General features: G+C 72.2%; 16 protein-coding genes. 12 read left to right on the plus strand and 4 right to left on the minus strand.

The genetic code is table 11. The features are described 5' to 3' along the window. The first annotated feature begins 9 nt into the window (after window positions 1-9). From mnmA to ACPXB1_RS28185, 4 genes are all read left to right on the plus strand, one after another. Window positions 10-1,083 (plus strand): tRNA 2-thiouridine(34) synthase MnmA, encoded by a 1,074-nt coding sequence (gene mnmA, locus ACPXB1_RS28170; protein ID WP_425736017.1) that lies wholly within the window; start codon window positions 10-12, stop codon window positions 1,081-1,083. Window positions 1,084-1,182: 99 nt separating this feature from the next. Next, a complete protein-coding gene (locus ACPXB1_RS28175) occupies window positions 1,183-2,187 on the plus strand; it encodes a methionine synthase (protein WP_355630220.1) in 1,005 nt (334 codons plus the stop codon). 36 nt (window positions 2,188-2,223) lie between these two features. Continuing rightward, complete coding sequence (locus ACPXB1_RS28180) at window positions 2,224-2,592, plus strand: VOC family protein (protein ID WP_355593536.1); 369 nt, start codon at window positions 2,224-2,226, stop codon at window positions 2,590-2,592. Between the two features lie 29 nt (window positions 2,593-2,621). Further along, the gene (locus ACPXB1_RS28185) at window positions 2,622-3,632 is read left to right on the plus strand and encodes an ADP-ribosylglycohydrolase family protein (RefSeq protein ID WP_355593538.1); all 1,011 of its coding nucleotides are present in this window, start codon (window positions 2,622-2,624) and stop codon (window positions 3,630-3,632) included. Between the two features lie 250 nt (window positions 3,633-3,882). On the opposite strand, the gene ACPXB1_RS28190 is transcribed toward ACPXB1_RS28185, so the two are convergent. Beyond that, on the minus strand, window positions 3,883-4,425 hold the full coding sequence (locus tag ACPXB1_RS28190; RefSeq protein WP_355593540.1) for a type II toxin-antitoxin system PemK/MazF family toxin: 543 nt from the start codon (window positions 4,423-4,425) through the stop codon (window positions 3,883-3,885). Between the two features lie 239 nt (window positions 4,426-4,664). Between ACPXB1_RS28190 and ligA the strand changes: the two genes are divergently transcribed. The 7 genes from ligA (at window position 4,665) to ACPXB1_RS28225 (ending at window position 17,109) form a co-directional block, all read left to right on the plus strand. Further along, entirely contained in the window at window positions 4,665-6,800 is a 2,136-nt protein-coding gene (gene ligA, locus ACPXB1_RS28195; protein ID WP_355630217.1) for an NAD-dependent DNA ligase LigA, read from the plus strand. Between the two features lie 157 nt (window positions 6,801-6,957). After that, a complete protein-coding gene (locus ACPXB1_RS28200) occupies window positions 6,958-9,648 on the plus strand; it encodes an EAL domain-containing protein (RefSeq protein ID WP_355630214.1) in 2,691 nt (896 codons plus the stop codon). A gap of 156 nt (window positions 9,649-9,804) precedes the next feature. After that, complete coding sequence (gene gatC, locus ACPXB1_RS28205; protein ID WP_053659512.1) at window positions 9,805-10,110, plus strand: Asp-tRNA(Asn)/Glu-tRNA(Gln) amidotransferase subunit GatC; 306 nt, start codon at window positions 9,805-9,807, stop codon at window positions 10,108-10,110. Window positions 10,111-10,177: 67 nt separating this feature from the next. Further along, a complete protein-coding gene (gene gatA / locus ACPXB1_RS28210) occupies window positions 10,178-11,653 on the plus strand; it encodes an Asp-tRNA(Asn)/Glu-tRNA(Gln) amidotransferase subunit GatA (protein ID WP_355630212.1) in 1,476 nt (491 codons plus the stop codon). Window positions 11,654-11,853: 200 nt separating this feature from the next. After that, the gene (locus tag ACPXB1_RS28215; protein ID WP_355630210.1) at window positions 11,854-12,990 is read left to right on the plus strand and encodes an Ig domain-containing protein; all 1,137 of its coding nucleotides are present in this window, start codon (window positions 11,854-11,856) and stop codon (window positions 12,988-12,990) included. 132 nt (window positions 12,991-13,122) lie between these two features. Continuing rightward, window positions 13,123-14,622, plus strand: a complete 1,500-nt coding sequence (gatB, locus tag ACPXB1_RS28220) for an Asp-tRNA(Asn)/Glu-tRNA(Gln) amidotransferase subunit GatB (RefSeq protein ID WP_355593550.1) — start codon at window positions 13,123-13,125, stop codon at window positions 14,620-14,622. Window positions 14,623-14,751: 129 nt separating this feature from the next. Next, on the plus strand, window positions 14,752-17,109 hold the full coding sequence (locus tag ACPXB1_RS28225; RefSeq protein ID WP_355593552.1) for a transketolase-like TK C-terminal-containing protein: 2,358 nt from the start codon (window positions 14,752-14,754) through the stop codon (window positions 17,107-17,109). A gap of 33 nt (window positions 17,110-17,142) precedes the next feature. Here the strand turns inward: ACPXB1_RS28225 and ACPXB1_RS28230 are convergent, their stop codons facing one another. The 3 genes from ACPXB1_RS28230 to ACPXB1_RS28240 all read right to left on the minus strand — a co-directional run bounded on the left by ACPXB1_RS28230 (window position 17,143) and on the right by ACPXB1_RS28240 (window position 21,828). After that, window positions 17,143-18,696 carry a metallophosphoesterase gene (locus ACPXB1_RS28230; RefSeq protein ID WP_355593554.1) on the minus strand — a complete coding sequence of 518 codons (1,554 nt, stop codon included), beginning with the start codon at window positions 18,694-18,696 and terminating at the stop codon, window positions 17,143-17,145. A 61-nt stretch (window positions 18,697-18,757) separates the two neighbouring features. Beyond that, window positions 18,758-19,978: a PQQ-dependent sugar dehydrogenase gene (locus tag ACPXB1_RS28235; protein WP_425736019.1), complete on the minus strand. Its 1,221-nt coding sequence runs from the start codon at window positions 19,976-19,978 to the stop codon at window positions 18,758-18,760. Window positions 19,979-20,010: 32 nt separating this feature from the next. Then, complete coding sequence (locus ACPXB1_RS28240) at window positions 20,011-21,828, minus strand: GAF domain-containing SpoIIE family protein phosphatase (protein WP_355593558.1); 1,818 nt, start codon at window positions 21,826-21,828, stop codon at window positions 20,011-20,013. Window positions 21,829-22,013: 185 nt separating this feature from the next. Between ACPXB1_RS28240 and ACPXB1_RS28245 the strand changes: the two genes are divergently transcribed. After that, on the plus strand, window positions 22,014-22,940 hold the full coding sequence (locus ACPXB1_RS28245; RefSeq protein WP_355593560.1) for a 2-hydroxyacid dehydrogenase: 927 nt from the start codon (window positions 22,014-22,016) through the stop codon (window positions 22,938-22,940). The last annotated feature ends 5 nt before the right edge of the window (window positions 22,941-22,945 follow it).

Below are 22,945 nucleotides of genomic sequence, written 5' to 3' on the forward strand. Positions count from 1 at the left end.
GGGGTTGCGATGAGGGTGTTGGCAGCTATGTCGGGCGGGGTCGACTCGGCCGTTGCGGCGGCGCGGGCGGCAGCGGCCGGGCACGACGTGACAGGCGTACACCTGGCGCTGGCCCGCAACCCACAGACCTACCGGACCGGGGCGCGCGGTTGCTGCACCCTGGAGGACTCCCGGGACGCCCGGCGGGCCGCCGACGTGATCGGCATTCCGTTCTACGTCTGGGACATGGCCGACAGGTTCCACGAAGACGTGGTGGACGATTTCGTGGCCGAGTACGCCGCTGGCCGTACGCCGAACCCCTGCCTGCGCTGCAACGAGAAGATCAAGTTTGCCGCGGTGCTGGACCGGGCGGTGGCACTGGGCTTCGACGCCGTCGTCACCGGCCACCACGCCCGACTCGGCCCGGACGGGCTGCTGCGGCGGAGCGTCGACGTGGCAAAGGACCAGTCGTACGTGCTGGCGGTGCTGACCCGCGAGCAGCTGGACCGGTCGATGTTCCCGCTCGGTGACTCGACGAAGGCGCAGGTCCGCGCGGAGGCCGCCGAGCGTGGCCTGGCGGTCGCCGACAAGCCGGACTCGCACGACATCTGCTTCATCGCTGACGGTGACACTCGTGGTTTTCTCGCGGGCCGGCTCGGCGAGGCACCCGGCGACGTGGTGGACGCCAGCACCGGCGCGGTCGTCGGCAGCCACACCGGCGCGTACGCGTACACGGTGGGTCAGCGACGTGGGTTGCACCTGGACCGGCCGGCGCCGGACGGCCGGCCACGCTACGTGCTCTCGATCACGCCGAAGACCAACACGGTGACTGTCGGTCCTGCCGAGGCGCTTGAGGTGACCCAGATACGGGCCGCCCGCCCGGTGTGGACCGGCGGCCCCCGTCCGACCGCGCCGGTCGAGTGCGAGGTGCAGTTGCGCGCACACGGTGACGTGGTGCCGGCAACCGTCGACCTCGACGGTGACACGCTCCGCGTCGAGCTGCGCCGGCCGGCGCGCGGGGTGGCGGCCGGGCAGGCCGTGGTGGCGTACCGGCCGGATCCGGCCGGCGACGTGGTCCTCGGCTCCGCCACCATCACCGGCTGACCGACCGAGGCGCTGACCGACCGATGCGCTGACCGACCGAGGCGCGGCCACTACCGAGGTGCCGCCCGCGTGCCGTGGCCACCGGGATAGCCTTCGGCCGTGACAGATCAGGCGTGGCCCTGGCCGGCCGGCGCGGCGACCGGTATCGGTTCGCTGCCCGGCACCGACATCGCCGAGGCCCAGCGGGTGGTCCTCGGGGAGCTTCCCGCGCTGCCCCACCTGCCCGAGCTGCCGGCGCGTGGCCCCGGCGCCGAGCTGATCGGCCGCACCGGAGGGCTGCTCGCGGAGCTGCCCGTCGAGCTGTACGCGGGGCGTTGGCGGGTCGCCCCGCGTCCGGGCCGCGACCTGCGCCGTGCCCGGGACCTGATGGAACGGGATCTGGACCAGTTGGGCGAGCAGGCCGAGGCGTACGCCGGGCTGGTCAAGGTGCAGGCCGGCGGCCCGCTCACCCTGGCCGCAGCTCTGGAACTACCGATCGGCGGCCGGCTGCTGCGCGACCCGGGTGCCGTGCGCGACCTCACCGGCTCCCTCGCCGAAGGGTTGCGCGATCACGTCGCGGCGGTGGCCCGACGGCTGCCCCGGGCGTCGGTGCTCCTGCAACTCGACGAGCCGTCGCTGCCGACGGTGCTGGCCGGGCGGGTGCCGACGGAGAGCGGGCTGGGCGCGTACCGGGCTGTGGATTCGGCGGACGCGGCCGCCCTGCTGCGCACGATCATCGACGCGGTCGGCGTACCGACGGTGGTGCACTGCTGCGCCCCGGAGGTGCCGCTGGAGCTGATCCGCTCCACCGGGGCCGTCGCGGTCGCCCTCGACCTGAGCCTGATCACCGAACTGGACCCGCTCGGCGAGGCGATCGACGCCGGCCTGGGACTGCTGGCCGGGGCCGCGCCCACGCTGCCGCCGCCGGCCGGCTCGGCACCGACGTCCGCACAGGTGGCCGATCGGGTACGTCGGCTGTGGGACCGCCTCGGCTTCCCCCGACGGCAGCTCGCCGAGCAGGTAGTCGTCACCCCTGCCTGCGGACTCGCCGGGGCCAGCGGGGAGTACGCCCGGGCCGTGCTCACCGCCTGCCGGGACGCGGGCCGGCGACTCATCGAGGAGTGACGTTTTCTGTCGTACCCGGTGGGCATGATGACCGCCATGATTGGACAGCTACGTTCAGTGGTGATCGACTGCCCGGACCCGCGGGCACTTGCCGCGTTCTATGCCGAACTGCTCGGCATAGACCTGGTCGAGAGCGACTCTGAGGACAACGAGTGGGTGGTGCTGGGCGGCCCGCCCGGTCATCAGCCCCGGCTGGCGTTCCAGCAGGCAGCCGATCTGCGGGCACCGGACTGGCCGGATCCGGAGCGTCCGCAGCAGTTCCACCTGGATGTGACGGTCGACGACATCGAAGCTGCCGAGAAGGCGGCACTCGCGCTCGGTGCCCGCCGGCTGCCGGGCGAGGGTGAGGGCTTCCGCGTCTACGCGGACCCGGTCGGCCATCCGTTCTGCCTCTGCTGGGACTGACCGGCCGGGGGTTGCGGCGGCCGGGCATCATGGCCGCCGTGACCTCTGCCTCCGCGCTGCGCGCCTCCGGTTCGCTCTTCGGCCTCGCCTACGGCGATGCGCTCGGCAAACCGACGGAGTTCCTGACCGTCGCCGAGATCGAGAGCCGCTACGGGCCTGGTGGTCCCCGTGAACTGACCGGTGACCCGGCCCTTGTCACCGACGACACGCAGATGGCCCTGGCTGTGGGTTGGGCGCTGCACGACGCGCCGTCGTACCGGCCGGAGGCGGTGGAGCCGCTGCTGCGGGAGCGTTTCGTGGCCTGGGCGGTCAGCCCCGACAACAACCGTGCCCCGGGGATGACCTGCCTACGAGCCTGCGCCGAGTTGGGTCGCGGGCTGCGTTGGCAGGAGGCGACAGTCGTCGGCTCGAAGGGGTGCGGGGCCAACATGCGGGTCACCCCCGTCGGGTTGCTCGATGTGGACCTGGCCACGCTCGCCGGGCTGGCTCAGTTGCAGGCCGGGTTGACCCACGGCCACCCGACCGGGCTGGCGGCCAGCGAGCTCACCGCGTACGCGGTCTTCGCGCTGCGCGAGGGCGCCGCGCTGGCTGAGCTTCCCGCGCTGCTCACCGAGCGGGCACTGTCGCAACGCCAGGTGTACCGGGAGCAGTGGCTTGGCGACCTCTGGCAACGCGCGGGAGCCAGCACGCCGCAGGAGTTCATCGCCCAGGGCTGGGACGAGTGCCTGGCGGTGCTGGGCCGACTCACGACCGCCCTGGGCGAGCCCGACGACGGCGGTGACCCCTGTCGGGCCACCGGGGAGGGCTGGGTGGCCGAGGAGGCGCTGGCCACCGCGCTGCTCTGCGCCGTACGTCACGCCGACGACCCGGTGGCGGCACTGGCCCGCGGTGCCACCACCGCAGGCGACTCCGACTCGATCGCAGCCCTGGCCGGGGCCTTCGTGGGTGCGGCCGCCGGGATGAGCGCCTGGCCGTCGGGATGGGCCGACCGGATCGAGTACGCCGACCAGCTCGTCACGCTCGGCGCGACCTGGGACTGAACAGCTGCGGCCGATTCCGCCGCGCCGCCCGCCGTGGCAGAGCTCTCCCTGCGCGGGCCCGCCGTGGCAGAGCTCTCCCTGCGCGGGCCCGCCGTGGTAGACCTCTCCCTGCGCGGGCCCGCCGTCATCGGCGCTGCGTCGGCGTCTGGCTTGATCGACTCGGGTTCCAGGAAATCGGGGTGTCCGAGATTCCGGAACACCCCGATTTCCAGGAACCCGAGTCGATGATGGCCGGGCCGCCGCCGGGCGGTCAGCTGGTAGGTAGGTGACGCAGGCTGCGGACCTTGCGCCACAGGCCGGCGTCGCAGGTGCCCGCGCGGTCGGCGAAGGCGGCCAAGTCGACCCTCGTCGGCTCGGCGAGGCTCAGGTAGCTGTCGTGCTCGGCACCGGGATCCCAGTCGCGGGTGGGGATCCGTACGTGGTCGTCGCGGTCGCTCTTGTCCTGACTGGTGATCTTCAGGACGTCGGCGCCCCGGGAGTCGGCCCGCAGCACCAGACACGGCCGGACCTTAGATCCGGTGCCGTCGGCGTACGGCACATCGGCCCACCAGATCTCACCCGGCGCCGGCGTGCCCACCTGGCGGTCGGCGGCGCGTGGCCGGGGCTTGGTGGCCGGCCGGTCGCCGCCGCGCGGCCGGGGCGGCGCGGGCCGACGGCCGGTACGTGCCGTGCTGCCCTTACCCGGCCGGGTGCCCGGACGTCGGTTGGCCACGCGGTGTCGCCAGCTGTTCCACGCCCAGCCGGCCGCCACCGCCAGCAGGATCGCCAGCGCCCAGAGCAGTGCCTCGGGCATCGCCACCTCCGCGTCAGCGCGGCACTCCGGCCGCGTCGTCCGGCGATCCTCGCACGCCGACCACCACCGCGCCCGCCAACCACCCGCTGGTGGCGGCGGGCGTGGTCGACGGATTGTCCGACCGGACCGATACCGTGCCTTAGTAGCGTGACCAGGGAGGTCGCAGGGTGTCCGAAGGTCGCAGGGTGTCCGAAGGTTGCAAGGTGTCCGAAGGTGGCGGCGTGTCCGAAGGTGGGGGAGTGTCCGAGGAGCAGATCGGCCAGCAGGTGAGCCCGGCGCAGGAGGCGGCGGCCGGCGGCGAGCCCACGCCGCAGGCGCGGGAGCGGCACGCCACCCTCAGTCGCGAGCTGACCGAACACCAGTACCGCTACTACGTGCTGGACGCGCCGACGATCGCCGACGCCGAGTTCGACAAGCAGTTGCGTGAGCTGGAGGCGCTGGAGGAGGAGTTCCCGGCGCTGCGTACGCCCGACTCGCCGACGCAGCGGGTGGGCGGCACGTTCTCCACCGACTTCACCCCGGTCGCCCACGCCGAGCGGATGCTCTCGCTCGACAACGCCTTCGCCGACGAGGAGTTGGCCGCCTGGGCCGAGCGGGTCGAGCGGGACGCCGGCGGGCCGGTGCCGTACCTGTGCGAGCTGAAGGTCGACGGGCTTGCCATCAACCTCACCTACGAGGCGGGCCGGCTGGTCCGGGCGGCCACCCGGGGGGACGGGCGCACCGGCGAGGACGTCACCGCCAACGTGCGCAGCATCCGGGACGTGCCCAGCCAGCTCACGCCGTCCGACGAGTTCCCGGTCATTCCCGAGCTGCTGGAGGTGCGCGGCGAGATCTACTTCCCGGTCGCCGCGTTCGCCGACCTCAACGCCGGCCTGGTCGAGCAGGGCCGGGCGCCGTTCGCCAACCCGCGGAACGCCGCCGCCGGCAGCCTGCGGCAGAAGGACCCGCGCGTCACGGCGTCCCGTCCGCTGCGCCTGGTGGTGCACGGCATCGGCGCACGCCGGGGCTTCCAGCCCACTGCCCAGTCCGAGTCGTACGCGGCGCTCAAGGCGTGGGGGCTGCCCACCAGCGACCGGTGGCGCGTCGTGCCGGATCTGGCCGGGGTGGCGGAATACATCGCCTACTACGCGGAGCACCGCCACGCCGTCGAGCACGAGATCGACGGCGTGGTGGTCAAGATCGACCCTGTCTCCATCCAGGGGCGGCTCGGTTCGACAAGTCGCGCGCCCCGCTGGGCCATCGCCTTCAAATACCCGCCGGAGGAGGTCACCACCAAGCTGCTCGACATCGACGTCAACGTGGGGCGCACCGGCCGGGTCACCCCGTTCGCCGTGCTCGAGCCGGTGCGGGTGGCTGGTTCCACGGTCGCGCTCGCCACCCTGCACAACGCCCGTGAGGTGGAGCGCAAGGGTGTGCTGATCGGCGACACTGTGGTGCTGCGCAAGGCCGGCGACGTGATTCCCGAGGTGCTCGGCCCGGTGGTCGACCTGCGGCCCGCCGACGCCCGACCGTTCGTCATGCCGACCACCTGTCCGGCCTGCGGCACTCCGCTGGCGCCGGCCAAGGAGGGCGACATCGACATCCGCTGCCCCAACACCCGCAGTTGCCCGGCCCAGCTGCGTGAGCGGGTGTTCCACCTCGCCGGGCGCGGCGGTTTCGACATCGAGGTGCTCGGTTACAAGGGTGCGGCGGCTCTGCTGGACGCGCAGATCATCGCCGACGAGGGTGACCTCTTCCAGCTCGACCCCGAACAGCTGTCCCGGTCCCCGTTCTTCGTCAACAAGGACGGCAGCCTCGGTTCCAACGCGGTCAAGCTGCTCGACAATCTGGCCGTCGCCAGGGAACGTGACCTGTGGCGGGTGCTGGTGGCGCTCTCCATCCGGCACGTCGGCCCCACCGCGGCCCAGGCGTTGGCACGGCACTTCCGCTCGATGGAGGCCATCGACGCGGCCACCGAGGAGGAACTGTCGTCGGTCGACGGGGTCGGGCCGACAATCGCGGCGAGCATCCGGGAGTGGTTCGCCGTGGACTGGCACCGCGAGGTGGTCCGCAAGTGGGCCGAGGCGGGCGTACGGATGGCCGAGGAGGCAGTCGACGAGGGGCCGCGCCCGCTGGAGGGCTTGACGGTCGTGGTGACCGGCACGCTCGCCGGTTTCTCGCGCGATCAGGCCTCCGAGGCGGTGCAGAGCCGAGGCGGCAAGGTCAGCGGGTCGGTCTCCAAGAAGACGAGTTTCGTCGTCGTGGGGGACAACCCGGGGTCCAAAGCCGACAAGGCGGCCAGTCTCAAGGTGCCGGTGCTCGACGAGGACGGGTTTCGGGTCCTGCTGGACGCGGGCCCGGACGCCGCGCGAGAGGTTGCCCAGGTGCAGGACTGACCTCGCCGCGAGCGGACGCGAACGGCTCGCCGCGCATACCAACTTAATTACGACTACGACCGATTCGTGACTGTCATACCGGGGAACGTGGGGCTGAGGGCGTTTCATTGGGTGACGACGTGCTCACCGGCACGTCGACCGTCGGTCGGGAGGTGTGATGGAGGTTGCCGACCCGCGCAACTCCCTCCCGCCTGGGCGGGTGGCGCCGTTCACCGCCTTTGTCGTCGGCATCCTGGCGGTCGCGGCGCTGACCGCCGCCGGTCCACTCGCGACGCTTCCGGGCGAGCTGTCCGAGCTGCCGGTGGCGTTCTGGACGATGGCCGCGCTCGCCGTGCTGTGCGACGCGCGCCCGTTCGTCCCGCCGGGTCGGCGGCAGTCGTCCGCCGTCTTCCCGTCCACCTGCTTCACGTTCGCGATCCTGCTCGGCTGGGGGCTCGGCCCGGCGGTGGCGGTGCAGGCGCTGGGCGTGGTGGTGTCGGGCTGGCGGATGCGCCACGCCGCGTGGCGGACAGCGTTCAACGTCGGCCAGTACGCCTGCGCCCTCGCCGCCGCGTACGGGATCATCCAGCTCGGCCCCGGCACCATCTTCGGGGGCGGGCACCTGCACTGGCCCGACGTGGCCGCCCTGGGCGGGGCCATGGTGGCCTGGTTCCTTGTCAACTACGGGCTGGTCAGCTGTGCGGTACGGCTGCGCTTCGGCGACCGGTGGTGGCCCACCGTCCGGCAGGGCCTCGGCTTCGAACTGCTCTCCACGGGTTCGCTGCTGCTGCTCGCTCCAGTGCTTGTCGCGGCGGCACGCCTCAGCGCGGCGCTCATCCCGCTGGTGCTGGTGCCACTCTTCGCCGTGTACCGGATGGCCCGGTTGACCGTCGAGCAGCAGCATCTCGCCGCCTCCGATCCGCTCACCGGGCTGCCCAACCGCAAGGCGTTGTTGACCGAGGTGGCCGAGCAGGTGCACCTGCACGCCGAGCGGACCGCCCGCGGCGAACCCGGCGGGCACCTGGCGCTGCTGCTCATCGACCTGGACCGTTTCAAGAACGTCAACGACGCGCTCGGGCACGCGGTGGGTGACAGGTTGCTGGTCGAGGTCAGCGCCCGGCTCACCGACGTGAACCCCCGTCCGCAGATGATCGCCCGTCTGGGCGGTGACGAGTTCGCCATCGTGATGACCGGGCTCACCGACGTCGGTCAGGCACGTGACCTGGCCGACCGGGTGGTCCGTGCCCTGGCCGAGCCGGTGCCGCTGGACGGGCTGCCGTTGGACGTCGGCGGTTCGATCGGGATCGCCCTCTTCCCCGAGCACGGCGAGGACTTCGCCACTCTCATGCGGCACGCCGACGTCGCGATGTACGACGCCAAGCACCGCAACGACACGGTGGCCGTCTACGCCCCGGAGTCCGACCACAACTCGGCCGAACGTCTCGGCCTGCTCGCCGACCTGCGCCGGGTGCTCGAATCCGGCCCGTCGGCGGGCGAGCCGCTCGACGCCGCACCACCGGAGCAGCGCGACCCGCTCGACAACACGAGTCGGGCCGCGTCGCCAGGGCAGGGCGTGCCTCCGGGGCACGGCACGTCGGCGGGGCAGGGCGACGGGGACTCCGGCGCCGTCGAGTCGGTGGGTTCCGAGCGGACTGCCGGCGTACCCCCTGTCGCTCCGGCCGAGGTGCGCGGCGGTGACGGCGCGGCGCTGCCCACCGGTGCGGAGGCCGCGCCGCACCCGGCCACCGCGCCGGTGATCGCGGAGGCGCCCTCGACAGGCGGGCGCTGGTGGGGTCGCCGTCGGCGCGCGGCGGGCGCCGATTTGGCGCACGCCGACGAGCTGATCAAGCAAATCGCCACAAGCGCCGACCCGATCCGGGGCCGGAACGCCCGCGCCACTGTCAACGGCGCCCGGCCCGGTCCGTCCCGGGACCGACGTGCTGGCGTGCAGGGGCGACGTTCGCCGAACGCCGGCGCGGGGCCGGCGCCGCGCGTCGACAGTGCGTGGCGCGACAGCGGGCCGGGCTCGACCGACCAGTCGTTCGGGTCGAGTGGGTGGGCGCACGACGGCGAGCAGGCCGACGACGCCGGTGAGATCACGATGTACTACCAGCCGCAGATCGCCATCGCGACAGGCGAGGTGGTGGGCGTCGAGGCCCTGCTGCGCTGGCGGCATCCGCGCCGGGGGATGGTCGACCCGGAGGAGCTGATCCGGGTCGCCGAGCAGAGCGCGGTGATGCGGCTGCTCACCCGGCGGGTGGTCGACGACGTGGTGGAGCAACTCGCCAAGTGGTCGGCGGCCGGCATCGGGCTGCGCGCGGCGCTGAACGTCAGCGTGCGCGACCTGCACACCGGTGAGATCGCCGACCAGATCGCCGACCGGCTGGCCCGGTACGGGGTGCCGGCCGAGCGGCTGCAACTGGAGATCACCGAGGGTGCCCTGATGGCCGATCCGCGTCGGGTGCTGGCCACGATCTCCCGGCTGCACCGGATCGGGGTGGCAATCGCGTTGGACGACTTCGGCACTGGGTACTCGTCGCTGCAACACCTGCGCCGGCTCCCGCTGTCGGAGGTGAAGGTGGACAGGTCGTTCGTGCTCGGCATGGCCGACGACCCCGACGACGCGGCGATCGTCCGGTCGATGATCGAACTGGCCGGCGCGCTGGGGCTGCGGGTCGTCGCCGAAGGCGTGGAGGACGAACGGACCTGGCGGATGCTGCACGCGGCGGGCTGCGACGCCGCGCAGGGCTGGTTCTACGCCCGCCCGATGCCCGCCGAAGAGTTGATCAACTGGCTGGCCCGGTACCGGCCGGTTCGCCCGAGCGGCGGTCCGGTCGAACCGGACGCCGAGCGCCGCCACACCCGCTGACCGCCTGCCGGCACGGCACGCCGGCTGGCGGAGGGGGAGTGGGGGACGCGGCGCGGGAGCGGAACAATAGACTCGCTCCGGTCACCGCGCGTCACGCTGCACCCGCCGCGCGGCCGGCACACCGCCCGATCAGCAGGACATCAGAAGGGGGCACGGATGGCCGCCATCTCCCGCGAGGAGGTCGCGCACCTGGCGCGCCTGTCGCGGCTCGCCGTCACCGAGGAGGAGCTGGACACGTTCGCCGGCCAGCTCGACGTGATCCTCCAGGCGGTCGCCCAGGTCGGCGAGGTCGCCGCCGCGGACATCCCGCCGACCTCGCACTCGGTGCCGCTGACAAACATCTTCCGCGAGGACGTCGTCACGCCGTGCCTCACGCCGCAGGAGGCGCTGTCGGGCGCGCCCGACGCCGAGGACCAGCGGTTCCGCGTACCGCGGATCCTGAGCGAGGACGTGGCCTCATGAGCGAGCGAATCGGCAAGTTCAGTGCGCTCGGTGCTCAGAGCGCCGGTGAGCGAAGCGAGGCGGCGGCATGAGCGACCTGACCAGAATGACCGCGACGGAGATCGCCACCCTCGTGGCCGGTGGCGAGACCTCCGCCGTCGAGGTGACGCAGGCGCACCTGGACCGGATCGCCGCCGTCGACGACCGGGTGCACGCCTTCCTGCACGTCGACACCGAGGGCGCGCTCGCCGCGGCCCGTGCTGTGGACGAGCGTCGGGCAGCCGGTGAGGAACTCGGCCCCCTCGCGGGTGTGCCGGTCGCCGTGAAGGACGTGCTCGCCACCCGGGGCGTACCCACCACCGTGGGCTCGAAGATCCTCGAAGGCTGGCGTCCGCCGTACGACGCGACGATCGTGCAGCGGCTGCGCGACGCCGGCACCGTGATGCTCGGCAAGACGAACATGGACGAGTTCGCGATGGGTTCCTCCACCGAATACTCGGCGTACGGCCCGACGCACAACCCGTGGGACCTCGACCGGATTCCGGGCGGCTCGGGTGGTGGCAGTGCCGCCGCGCTTGCCGCGTACGAGGCGCCGCTGGCGATCGGTTCGGACACCGGTGGCTCGATCCGCCAGCCCGGCGCGGTCACCGGCACGGTCGGCGCGAAGCCCACCTACGGCGGTACGTCCCGCTACGGGCTCGTGGCGTTCTCGTCGTCGCTGGACACCCCCGGCCCGTGTGCCCGTACCGTGCTCGACGCGGCTCTGCTGCACCAGGTCATCGGTGGGCACGACCCGCGTGACTCCACGTCGATCCCGCAGCCGGTGCCGGACGTGGTGGCGGCGGCGAAGCTCGGCGCGACCGGCGACCTGACCGGCGTACGGCTCGGCATCGTCTCCGAGTTCGTCGGCGAGGGTGCCGAGCCAGGTGTGATGGCCGCGTTCCGCGAGTCGGTGGACGCCCTGGCGAAGCTGGGCGCGGAGATCGTCGAGGTGTCCTGCCCGACGTTCGCCTACGCGCTGCCGGCGTACTACCTGATCGCCCCGAGCGAGTGCTCCTCCAACCTGGCCCGGTTCGACGGCGTCCGGTTCGGCCTGCGGGTCGGCGACGACGGCAACCGGTCGCTGGAGGAGGTCATGTCGATGACCCGGGAGGCCGGCTTCGGCCCCGAGGTCAAGCGCCGCATAATGATCGGCACGTACGCGTTGTCGTCGGGTTACTACGACGCGTACTACGGGCAGGCGCAGAAGGTTCGTACGCTCATCAGGCGGGACTTCACCGCCGCGTTCGAGCAGGTCGACGCGCTGATTTCGCCGACCACGCCGTCGGTTGCGTTCCCGATCGGCGCGCGCACCGCCGACCCGTACCAGATGTACCTGGCCGACCTGTACACGATCCCGACCAACCTGTACGGCGGGCCGGGCATCTCGGTGCCCTGCGGTCTGTCCGAAGGGCTGCCCGTCGGCCTTCAGGTGATGGCGCCGACGATGGCCGACGACCGGATGTACCGGGTCGCCGCCGCGTTGGAGTCCGCGGTCGGCACGTTCACCCCGCCGACGCTCTGACCTCAGCGAAAGTCGTCACGCGCCCGGTGCGGTCACCACGACCGCGCCGGGCGCTGTGTCGTCGCGGCGACACGACGATCTCCGGTCGGTGGATTGTCAGTGTCCGGTTGCACTGGTCGAATAAGCTCCGAGTCTGCTGGATCGACTGGACCTGATCCGCTGGCGGCCGCGAGCGGCTCCGATCAAGACCTGGATGTGCGATGGGGACACTTCGCCCGGTCATGGCACTGACGATGGCTGTCGCAATGCTGCTGGGCGCCGCGCAGCCGGCCGCCGCCACCGCCCCCGCCGAGACCGTCACCATCACCTCGGGCAAGCCCCGGTCGCTCATGTACATCGGGCAGACGTACGCGATCCATACCGTCGAGGCCACCGGTGGCACCGGGCCGTACGCGTTGTCGGTGGTGTCGGGAAGTTTGCCGCCGGGGATGCTGGTGGTGGGTACGTCGCTCGGTGGCGCGCCGAACACGCCGGGCACCTACACGTTCACGCTGCGGATGACCGACAAGAACGGCCTCTTCGGCCAGCAGAAGGCGACGATCGAGGTACGCCAACAGAAGGTCGTCATCACCTCGGACGAGCCCCGGTCGCTCATGTACATCGGGCAGGTGTACGCGATCCATACCGTCGAGGCGACCGGTGGCACCGGGCCGTACGCGTTGTCGGTGGTGTCGGGCAGTCTGCCGCCGGGGATGCTGGTGGTGGGTACGTCGCTCGGTGGCGCGCCGAACACGCCGGGCACCTACACGTTCAGGCTGCGGATGACCGACAAGAACAAGCTCTTCGACGAGCAGGACGCCACGATCGTCGTCGCCAAGGCAGCAGCCGCGTTCACCTCCGGCGACCCGCCCGCCGGCACGGTCGGCCAGCCCTACTCCTTCCGGTTCACCGCCGACGGTGATTCGGACATCACCTTCGCCCTGGCCGGCGGGGCACTGCCGGGCGGCCTCACCCTCGACAAGGAGGGCCTGCTCAGCGGCACTCCCGGCAGCGTCGGCACGTTCACCTTCACCGTCGGAGCGAAGGGGCGCAGCACCAGCGCCACGAGCGAGGTGTCGCTGATCGTCGCCGCCCCGGCCCCGAGCACCCCCACCGCGACCCCGACCGGCCCGACGGCCACGCCGACATCGAGCGACCCGGCCGCCACACCGTCGGAGAGCAGCCCTGCGGGGTCCCAGCCCACGCCGTCGAAGTCGAAGGCGAGTGGCGTGTGGCTGCCGGTCACCGGACCGGGCTCGCCCCTCGTGCTGCTGCTGATGGGCGTCGTGGCGTTCTCCATCGGCGGCATCCTGCTCGTGCTGGCCTACAACCGTCGGCGCTTCACCACTCCAGAGTGACGCCCGACCCAGGGCCGGTCTTCCCACGCCGCCGCGCCCGGCTCGCGCGTTGATCTCGAAGCCCGGCAGCGGGGTGGCCGGACCAGCCGATTAGGGTGGAACGGTTCTGTCCGGATCGCGCCTGGAGCTCAGATGACGACGACACTGCCCGCGTACGACGAGGTCGTCGCGCGCTTCGAACCGGTGATCGGCCTGGAGACCCACGTCGAGCTGGGTACGAACACCAAGATGTTCTGCGGCTGCCCGACGGACTTCGGCGGCGAGCCGAACACCCGGGTCTGCCCCGTCTGCCTGGGCCTGCCGGGCTCGCTGCCGGTGGCCAACAAGGCGGCCATCGAGGCGATCATCCGGATCGGCCTGGCGCTGAACTGCTCGATCGCCCAGTGGTGCCGGTTCGCCCGGAAGAACTACTTCTACCCGGACATGCCGAAGAACTTCCAGATCAGCCAGTACGACGAGCCGATCTGCGTCGACGGTTACCTCGACGTCGAGGTGAACGGCGAGACGGTGCGTATCGAGATCGAGCGTGTGCACCTGGAGGAGGACACCGGCAAGACACTGCACGTCGGTGGCGCGACCGGCCGCATCCACGGCGCTACCGAGTCGCTCGTCGACTACAACAGGGCCGGCATCCCGCTCGTCGAGATCGTCACCAAGCCGATCACGGGCACCGGCGCGCTCGCCCCCGACGTCGCCAAGGCGTACGTCGCCGAACTGCGGGACGTGATCCGTACCCTCGGTGTCTCGGACGTGCGGATGGAGGAGGGTTCGCTGCGCTGCGACGTGAACACCTCCCTCAACCTGCCGGGGCAGGAGTGGGGCACCCGTACCGAGACGAAGAACGTCAACTCGCTGCGGTCGGTGGAGCGGGCGGTTCGTTCGGAGATGCTGCGGCAGGCGTCGGTGCTGGACGCGGGCGGCCGGATCACCCAGGAGACCCGGCACTTCCACGAGGACACCGGCGACACCACCCCGGGGCGCTCGAAGGAGACGGCCACCGACTACAGGTACTTCCCGGAGCCGGACCTGGTGCCGATCGCGCCGGACCCGGCCTGGGTCGCCGAGCTGAAGGCCGCCCTGCCGGAGCTGCCGCGGGTGCACCGGCGTCGGCTCCAGGAGCAGTGGGGCCTGTCGGACCTGGACATGCAGTCGGTGCTCAACGCCGGCGCGGTCGAGCTGATCGAGGCCACGGTGGCCGCCGGCACCACCCCGGCGGCGGCCCGTAAGTGGTGGCTTGGCGAGCTGTCCCGCCGGGCCAACGAGAGCGGCGTGGAACTGGCCGACATCGGGGCCACCCCGTCGCAGGTCGCCGAGCTTCAGGGCCTGGTCGACGCCGGCAAGCTCAACGACAAGATGGCCCGTACGGTCCTGGAGGGCGTGGTCGACGGTGAGGGCTCACCCACCGAGGTCATGACCAACCGAGGGCTTGAGGTCGTGTCGGACACCGGCGCGCTCACCGCCGCCGTGGACGAGGCGATCGCCGCCAACCCGGGCATCGCCGACAAGATCCGCAGCGGCAAGGTCGCGGCGGCCGGCGCCCTGGTCGGCGCGGTCATGAAGACGACCCGTGGACAGGCCGACGCGAAGGCCGTCCGCGAGCTGATCCTGGAGCGTCTCGGCGTCCAGGGCTGATCGGTTAGGAAGGGCCCCTTCTTATGCACCAGGCGTTAAGAAGGGGCCCTTCCTTGCACCCCATGCACCCCATGCACCTCTGCACCCCTTGTTGCTAGGGCGTCAACGGCGACGCCCGGATGGAGCACCGTGAACCAGCACGACCTCGATGTCCTCGACGAGATCCAGCGACGGGTGCTGTGGCTCGCCACCCGGATCGTGGACGCCGCCAACCACGACCGGGTAACCGGAGACGGGGTGAAGGTCGGCGGCCACCAGGCGTCCAGCGCGTCCCTCGTCACGGCGATGACAGCGCTGTGGTTCGCCCACCTGGACGCCGAGGACCGGGTCGCCGTCAAGCCGCACGCCTCTCCGGTGTTCCACGCCATCCAGTACCTGCTGGGCAACCTGGACCGCTCCTACCTGCCCCGGCTGCGGGCCCGTGGCGGTCTCCAGTCGTACCCGTCGCGCACCAAGGACCCGGACGAGGTGGACTTCTCCACCGGCTCGGTGGGCCTCGGCGCGGCGGCGCCGCTGTTCGCCGCCGCCACCCGCCGCTACGTCGACGCGCACTTCGGCGCCCGCCCGCACTCCCGGTTCGTGGCGCTGATCGGCGACGCCGAGCTGGATGAGGGCAACATCTGGGAGGCGGTCGCCGACCCGGCCACCACCGGCCTGGGCAACGTGATGTGGCTTGTCGACTTCAACAGGCAGTCGCTGGACCGGGTGGTGCCGGGCATCCGGATCAACCAGTGGCGGGGCCAGTTCGAGGCGGCCGGCTGGCACGTCGTGGAGGTCAAGTACGGCCGCCGGCTCGCCGAGGCGTACTCCAAACCGGGTGGCGAGGCGCTGCGCGACTGGATCGACGCGATGCCCAACGAGCAGTACCAGTCGCTGTTCGGGCTGACCGGCCCGGCGCTGCGCGAGCAGTTCCTGGACGGCGCGCCGGCCGAGGTGGGCGCCTTCACCGAGGGCATCGACGACGAGGAACTGCGCCCGCTCGTCACCGACCTGGGCGGGCACGACCTCCAGGCGATGCTCGACGCCTACGCCCAGTGCGACGCGGTCACCGACCGGCCCAGCGTCGTCTTCGCGTACACCGTCAAGGGTTGGGGTCTGCCCATTGCCGGCAACCCGCGCAACCATTCGGCGCTGCTCAGCACCGAGCAGGTGGCCACGCTGCGGGCCGCGCACGGCCTGACCCCGGAAACCGAGTGGGACCGTCTGGACCCGGCGTCGCCGGCGGGCATCCGGGCCGGCGCCCGCCGTGAGGCGCTGTCCCGCGCGCCCCGCGAGCGCGCGTTGGGGGTCACCGTCCCGGAAAGCACCGGAGTACGCGCCAACAAGCCGATCTCCACGCAGGAGGTCTTCGGTCGGGTGCTCGTGGACCTGGCGCGGGACCGGGAGGTCGGCCGCTACCTGGTCACCACCGCCCCGGACGTGGCCACCTCCACAAACCTGGCCGGGTTCATCAACAAGACCGGGGTGTTCGCCCCCACCGAGCAGCGCTCCTGGACCGAGGACCGGATGCTGCGCTGGACCGAGAGCCCCGCCGGGCAGCACATCGAGCTGGGCATCTCGGAGATGAACCTGTTCCTGCTGCTCGGTCAGCTCGGCCTGTCGTGGGACCTGTCCGGGCAGCCGCTGCTGCCGGTGGGCACCGTCTACGACCCGTTCGTGCTGCGCGGCCTGGACGCGTTCCTGTACGGGACGTACTCCGGTTCCCGGTTCGTGGTGGCCGGCACCCCGTCGGGCATCACCCTCGCCCCTGAGGGCGGCGCACACCAGTCCACGATCACCGCGTCGGTCGGCCTGGAGCTGCCCGGGGTGACATTCCTCGAACCGGCGTACGCGGGCAGCCTCGACTGGCTGCTCTGCGACGCGCTCGGGCAGATCGCCGGGGGTTCGTCGCCGGCCGCGACCGCCGCGCCCACCGAGGACGGGGCGTACTACTTCCGACTGAGCACCCGGCCGCTGGACCAGTCGCCGTTCGAGGCGGCCCGCGCCCGGCTCGGCGACGCGGTGCTGCGCCGACAGGTGGTCGCCGGGGCGTACCGGCTTGTCGACGCGCACCAGGCGTACCCACACCTGGCCGACGCCCCAGTGGTGCAGCTGGCCGCCTCCGGGGCGGTGCTGCCCGAGGTGCTGGCCGCCGCCGCCGAGTTGGCCGAGGAAGGTGTCGCCGCGCACGTTGTCGACGTGACGAGTCTCGACAGGCTCTACCGGGCCTGGCAGCGCACCCTGCGGCAGGGCGTACGCACTGCAACCGTGCCCAGCGTGCCGGGCGCCCTGCGGTCCGCGTTCGCCGACCGGGTGCCCGTGGTGACAGTGCACGATGCCGCGTCGCACGCGATGGCCTGGCTGGGGTCCGCGGTCGGGGCACCGGCGGTGCCGTTGGGCGTGGACGAGTTCGGCCAGTCCGGCAGCGTGACCGAGCTGTACGAGTTGCACGACCTGCAGCCCGGCAGCATCGTCAACGCCGCCCTGGCCGCCCTCGCCCTACGCTGACCTGCCCTACCGACCCCGGCCCCTGCCCCGCGCTCAGCGGGTCGGGGTCGGGGTGGGGGTGGCGGACGGCCCGACGGCCGGGGCTTCGACAATGTGGCGTTCCAGGTTGACCTGGGCCTGCCCGGTGCCACCGACGGTGATGTCGTCGTACGCCTGGAGCAACTTCTGCTGGTCGAAGTAGAGCACGCTCATTGACAGCGGAGTCGGCTTCTCACCTTCCAGGCCGCGTAGCCCGGCGCCGCCGGTGGAGCCCTCCACCATCAGCGTGGTGGGCTGCTGGCCGGGCGCCTCGGGCAGCTTGGAGACCTGCCGGGCGTGGGTGTGCCCGGCGAGCACCAGCGGGCAGGTGCCGGCGAGTGGCCCGGCCGACGCCGGGTCGTGCACGAGCGCGATGTTGACCGGGCGGGGCGAGCTGCGCACGGTGGCGGCGAGCTGCTCGCCGGTGCCGATCACCTGGTCGGCGACCTGCTGGGTGAGCCCGCTGCCGGCCGGGGAGGTGTTCTTGTCCGGTGTGAAGCGCGGGTCACCGATGCCGGCGATGGTCAGCCCGCCGACAGTGGTTGTCGAGTTGTTGAGCACTATCGCGTTCGGTTGGCGGGCCACCGCGGCGGCCGTACGACCCGAGTCGTGGTTGCCCCTGATGAACACGTACGGCTTCTTGAGCAGGCCGATAGAGCCGACGAAGGACTCCTCGGGCTCGCTGCCCCAGTCGGTGATGTCTCCGGTGTCGACGACCACGTCGATGCCGAACTGCTCCACCACCGTCCGGATCAGCTGCCAGCCGGTCGGGTTGAGGTGCATGTCGGAGACGTGCAGGACCCGCGTGGTGCCGGGGGCCGGCTCGTACACCGGCAGCGCCGACACTGTGGTGTAGAGCTGGCTGACGTTGCCGACGATGCGCTGCAACTGCTCGGCGTACTTCGTGTAGTCGTTTGCGATGCGGCGGGCGTCGCCGACGATGGCCGGCGCGTTGACGAGCAGACCCTCGTAGCGCGGCTCCTCGATGGCCTGCGGGCGCAGGGTTGCCGCAGCCGTTCCGAGGCTGCCGGCGGTGATGACCAGAGCCAGCCCGCCCGCCCAGGCGGTACGCCGCACGTTCCGGAAGATCAACGCGGCGAGGATCAGGGTGACGAGCACCGACGCGGCGAGGGTGCGCAGGCCGAGCCGCATCACCCCGCTGCGGACGTCCTCCACGGCGCTCTGGCTGGCGCGGCTGATGCTTGCCGGGTCGTCCAGTAGCGCCTCGGTGCGCCCCTGGTCCAGTGCGCCGAGCCGCACGGTGAGGTGCGTCGGCCCGTCATGGCTGTCAAGCAGCAGCGCGCCGAGCGGCGGCACGTCGATGGTCGTCCCACCATCGCTGGCCGGGGAGAGGGTGAGGGTAGCCCGGAACGGCCCGATGTCGGTGTCCACCTGCCCACCGGCCAGTACGCCGAGCACCGCCCCGGCAAGCGCCACGGCGAGCACGGCGAGGATCACACCGGCGCGGCGTACCGGCCCTCCGGGGCGACCGATCCGCCGGGTGCGTGGCGGCTCGCTGCCGGCCACCGGCTCGTCCCGGTCGCCGGTGTCGTCGTGCTGCTCGTCCATGCTGAGATTCTGACCTGCCCGTCGGAGGATCTTGGCAAACCTGCGCGGATGGTGACGCAGGTCAGCTGCGACCGCCGTCTCCACCGGCGAAGACCACCCGCAGCAGCCGGTCGTCGTCGCCCGCCGGGGTGCCCCGCCCGTCGTGGTTGGAGGTGCTCACCCAGAGCGACCCGTCCGGCGCGGCGGCCACCGCGCGCAGTCGACCGTACCGGTTGGTGAGCAGCTCACTGGGCTGACCGAGCAGGGTGCCCGTGTCGGTAAGCTCCATCACCCAGAGTCGCTTGCCGCGCAGGCAGCCGGTGACCAGCAGCCGGTCCGTGGCGGCCAGGCCGGAGCAGGACGCGTCGGAGGTCGCCCACTGGGTGAGCGGATCGGTGTACCGCTTGTCGCCGGCCCGCCCCTCTACCTGCGGCCAACCGTAGTTGCCGCCCTTGGTGATCTGGTTGATCTCGTCCCAGGTGTTCTGGCCGAACTCGACGGCGTACATCCGCTTGGCCTCGTCCCACGCGAAACCCTGCACGTTGCGGTGCCCCAGCGACCAGACCGGGGAGCCGGGGTACGGGTTGCCAGCCGCAGGCTTGCCGTCGGCGGTGATCCGCAGGATCTTGCCGCCGAGGCTCTTGACGTCCTGCGCGGCGGGGCGTTCCCCGGCGTCACCCGTGCTGACGTAGAGCTGGCCGTCCGGGCCGAACCCCAACCCGCCGCCGTTGTGCACGTTGGCCTTGGGGATGCCGGTGAGGACGGGGGTCGGCTCGCCGCCGATCTGAAGCTTGGCGACCCGGTTGTCCTGCTCGGCTGTGTAGTAGACGAAGACCGTCCGGTCCCGGTCGTAGCTGGGTGACACGGCGATGCCCAGCAGGCCGCCCTCGCCCGCCGCCGCCACGTCGGAGATGGTCTGCACCACCCGGACCTGTAGCCCCTCGGGCCCGGACTCCGGGCCGACCTTGAGGATCCGGCCGCTGTCCCGCTCGGTGACGAGTGCGCCGCCGTCGGGCAGGAAGGCGATGCCCCACGGCACCCGCAGGCCCTTCGCCAGCACCGTCGCCACCGCCTGCTGGCCGGCGCCGCCAGGGGTCGCCGCTGCCGACGGCGTCGGCAGGTTGGGAGGCTCGCCGGCCGGGTCGGGCTCCGGCTCACCGAAGCTGCAACCGGTGGCGAACAGCAGCGCCGCGCAGGACGCCGCGAGGACCGAGCGGAGACGGCGGGTGCGAGGGTACGGGGGACGGTCTCTCACCTGGCCCAGGGTAGCCCGCCGGACGACCCATCCGGGCCCGGCGGGCAGACGGCACCCCGGCGGCGGAGCCGACGAACCGGTCAGCGGGCCCGTACGGCAAGCAGCGCCGTGTCGTCCTCGCGGTGCTGGATCGAGGCGAGCAGCAGGTCGCACAGGTCGTCGAGCGGGATGGTGTCGGTGCCGGTCACCCGGCCCACCAGCTCGGCGAGCCCGTCGTCGATGGACCGGTCGCGGCGCTCGATCAGCCCGTCGGTGTAGAGCAGCAGCGTGTCGCCGGTGGCCAGGCTTGTCGACTGGCTGGTCCGCGGCGACGGTCGGGCCAGGCCGAGCAGCGGCTCCGGCGTCGCTTCGAGGACCTCGACCGCACCGCCGACGCGTACCACAAGGGCCGGCGGGTGCCCGGCGTTGCACCAGGTCACCTCGCGTACACCGGAATGCTGGCGGCAGATCCGGACGAGTGTCGCGGTGGCCGCGATCGGCAGCCGCAGGCCACGGATCGCACCGTCCAGGTGGCTCATCAACGCCCCTACCGCGTCCGGCCGGCCGAAGGCGTTGCCCCGCACCAGGTTGCGCAGCTGGCCCATCGTGGCCGCCGCTTCGATGTCGTGCCCGGCCACGTCCCCGATCGCCGCGATCAGGTCACCGTCGGGCTGGACGAAGGCGTCGTACCAGTCGCCGCCGACCTCCACCCGGTCGGCCGCCGGCTGGTAGCGGGCCGCCAGCTCCAGCTCCGGTACGGCAGGCAGGTGCGGCAGCATGCTGTGCTGGAGGACTTCGGCGACGTGCCGCTGCTCGCCGTACATGGAGCTGTTGCCGATGGCCTGCCCGGCCCGGCGGCCGATGTCCAGCGCGGTGAGCAGGTCCCGGTCGTCGAACTGCTGACGCCCGGCGGCGTTGACAAGTGTGATCGCGCCCAGCACGGTGCCACTGGCAGCCCGCACCGGCACGCTGAGGTAGGAGGCGATGCCGAGCCGCTCGGCGATCGCCACCATCTCCGGATCGGTGGTGCCCCGTGCGACGTCGGCAAGCGACGCCACCGCGCCGAGCCGTGGCTGGCCGGTCCGCAGGACCGCGCGGACCGTCGACTCCTGACTCAGGCCGTTGCGCAGCAGGGCGGCGAAACCGTCGACGTCCGCCGCCCGGGCCGGGTCGCGGTGCACCGCCACCACCTCGCGGGGCAGACCCGTTGGTCCCGCCAGGGTGAGCAGGCACCAGTCGGCGAGCAGCGGCACCATCGTGGCGGCGAGCCGGCGCAGCGACGTACCAACGTCCAGCGTGCCGGCGAGCGTCTCACTCACCCCGGCCAGCAGCTCCAGCCGCTCGTGCGCCTGCACGACGCGTCGGCGGGCCTCCTGCGCGCCGTCCAGCGCGATCCGCAGCCGCAGCTCGGACGAACAGGCGGCGGCCAGGTCCGCAAGTGTCCGCAGCTGTCCGGCCGTCCAGGCCCGCGGCTTGCTGTCGATGGCGCAGAGCGCGCCGAGCACCCGGCCGGAGAGATCGGTCAACGGCATCCCGGCGTACGCGACCACGCCGAGGTCCTCGATGGCCTGGTTGTCCCGTACGCGGGGGTAGAGCCGGGCGTCCGGCAGCACCATCGGCACCTCGATGTCCACCACGTGCTGGCAGAACGAGTGGCTCAGGGGAGTCTGCCGCTGCTCGGACCAGGGCTCGGGCAGCCCCACCGCACCGGGAAAGAACTGCCGGTCGGCGGAGACCAGGGAGACCAGCGCGACCGGAACGTCCAGCAGGTCGCTGACCAGCCGGGCAAATCTGTCGAACGCCTCGTCCGGTGCGGCGTCCAGACCGGTGTCGGCGAGCGCGCGCAGCCGCGCCGCGTCGGCGAGCCCCGGAGGCGGGGTGCTCGCGCGTCGCGGGCTGGCGGAGGAGCCGTCGGTCATCGAGCACCTGTCTGCGGGGGCGGAGGCCGACCGGCCATCCGGCCTTGGTTATACCTCGTTCGGGCCCGCACCGAACATCGGTGTGCTGAGTCTCGCGCCCCCCGCCTCCGCGCGCCATCCCCCAGGACGCCCGATCGCCGCCGTGCCCGCTCCGGTCGCCGCGACGGGGACTATCGTCGGCGGACGTGAAGGTATGGATTCCACACCCGGCCGGCCTGAGCCTCGTCGGCGAACTGCCCGAAGGTGTGACGGTGGAGGTCGCCGAGCATCCCGACCGGCTGCCCTCCGGCGTGGCCGACGTCCGCTTCTGGGTGCCGCCGTTTCTGAGCGGCTCGGACGCGACAGCGCTGCTGCGCGAGCTGCCCGACCTGGCCGTTGTGCAGTTGCTCTCGGCGGGGGCGGACGCCTGGGCCGACCGGATGCCGGAGGGCGTCACCCTCTGCGACGCTCGGGGCGTGCACGACCCTTCCACCGCCGAGTGGGTGGTCACGGCGATCCTCACCCAGCTGCGGGCGTTCCCCGCCTTCGTCCGGGCACAGGCGCAGCGGCGGTGGGCGTTCGAGGGCAACGTCCCTACCGACGAGCTGACCGGTAAGCGGGTGCTCATCGTCGGCGCCGGCTCCATCGGTACTGCGGTGCGCGACCGGCTCGCCCCGTTCGACGTGAGCTTCACACTTGTCGCCCGGACGGCCCGGCCCGAGCAGGGGGTGCATGCCGTGGCCGAGCTGCCGCGTCTGTTGCCCGAGGCCGATGTGGTGGTGGTGCTGGTGCCGCTCACCGACCAGACCCGTGGTCTGATCGACAAGGAGTTCCTGGCCGCCATGCCGGACGGGGCGCTGCTTGTCAACGCGGCCCGGGGGCCGGTGGCCCGCACCGAGGCGCTCGTGGCCGAGTTGGCCTCCGGTCGGATCTCGGCCGCCCTGGATGTCACCGACCCGGAGCCGCTGCCCGCCGACTCCCCGCTCTGGACGATGCCGAACGTGCTGCTCACGCCGCACGTGGCCGGGTCGGTGCGTGGGTTGCTGCCGCGGGCGTACCGGCTGGTCGGCGAGCAGGTGCGGCGCTTCGCGGCCGGCGAGCCGCTGATCAACACGGTGGTCGACGGCTACTGACCGTC

Origin of the sequence: Micromonospora sp. DT68 (assembly GCF_049847245.1) — a bacterium.
Lineage (GTDB): Bacteria > Actinomycetota > Actinomycetes > Mycobacteriales > Micromonosporaceae > Micromonospora > Micromonospora profundi.

Excerpts from the sequence above, each read along its gene's own strand:
- mnmA (WP_425736017.1), top strand. The coding sequence starts at position 10 with ATGAGGGTGTTGGCAGCTATGTCGGGCGGGGTCGACTCGGCCGTTGCG.
- ACPXB1_RS28180 (WP_355593536.1), top strand. The coding sequence starts at position 2,224 with ATGATTGGACAGCTACGTTCAGTGGTGATCGACTGCCCGGACCCGCGG.
- ACPXB1_RS28185 (WP_355593538.1), top strand. The coding sequence starts at position 2,622 with ATGGCCGCCGTGACCTCTGCCTCCGCGCTGCGCGCCTCCGGTTCGCTC.
- ACPXB1_RS28190 (WP_355593540.1), bottom strand. The coding sequence starts at position 4,425 with ATGCCCGAGGCACTGCTCTGGGCGCTGGCGATCCTGCTGGCGGTGGCG.
- ACPXB1_RS28200 (WP_355630214.1), top strand. The coding sequence starts at position 6,958 with ATGGAGGTTGCCGACCCGCGCAACTCCCTCCCGCCTGGGCGGGTGGCG.
- gatC (WP_053659512.1), top strand. The coding sequence starts at position 9,805 with ATGGCCGCCATCTCCCGCGAGGAGGTCGCGCACCTGGCGCGCCTGTCG.
- gatA (WP_355630212.1), top strand. The coding sequence starts at position 10,178 with ATGAGCGACCTGACCAGAATGACCGCGACGGAGATCGCCACCCTCGTG.
- ACPXB1_RS28215 (WP_355630210.1), top strand. The coding sequence starts at position 11,854 with ATGGGGACACTTCGCCCGGTCATGGCACTGACGATGGCTGTCGCAATG.
- gatB (WP_355593550.1), top strand. The coding sequence starts at position 13,123 with ATGACGACGACACTGCCCGCGTACGACGAGGTCGTCGCGCGCTTCGAA.
- ACPXB1_RS28230 (WP_355593554.1), bottom strand. The coding sequence starts at position 18,696 with ATGGACGAGCAGCACGACGACACCGGCGACCGGGACGAGCCGGTGGCC.
- ACPXB1_RS28240 (WP_355593558.1), bottom strand. The coding sequence starts at position 21,828 with ATGACCGACGGCTCCTCCGCCAGCCCGCGACGCGCGAGCACCCCGCCT.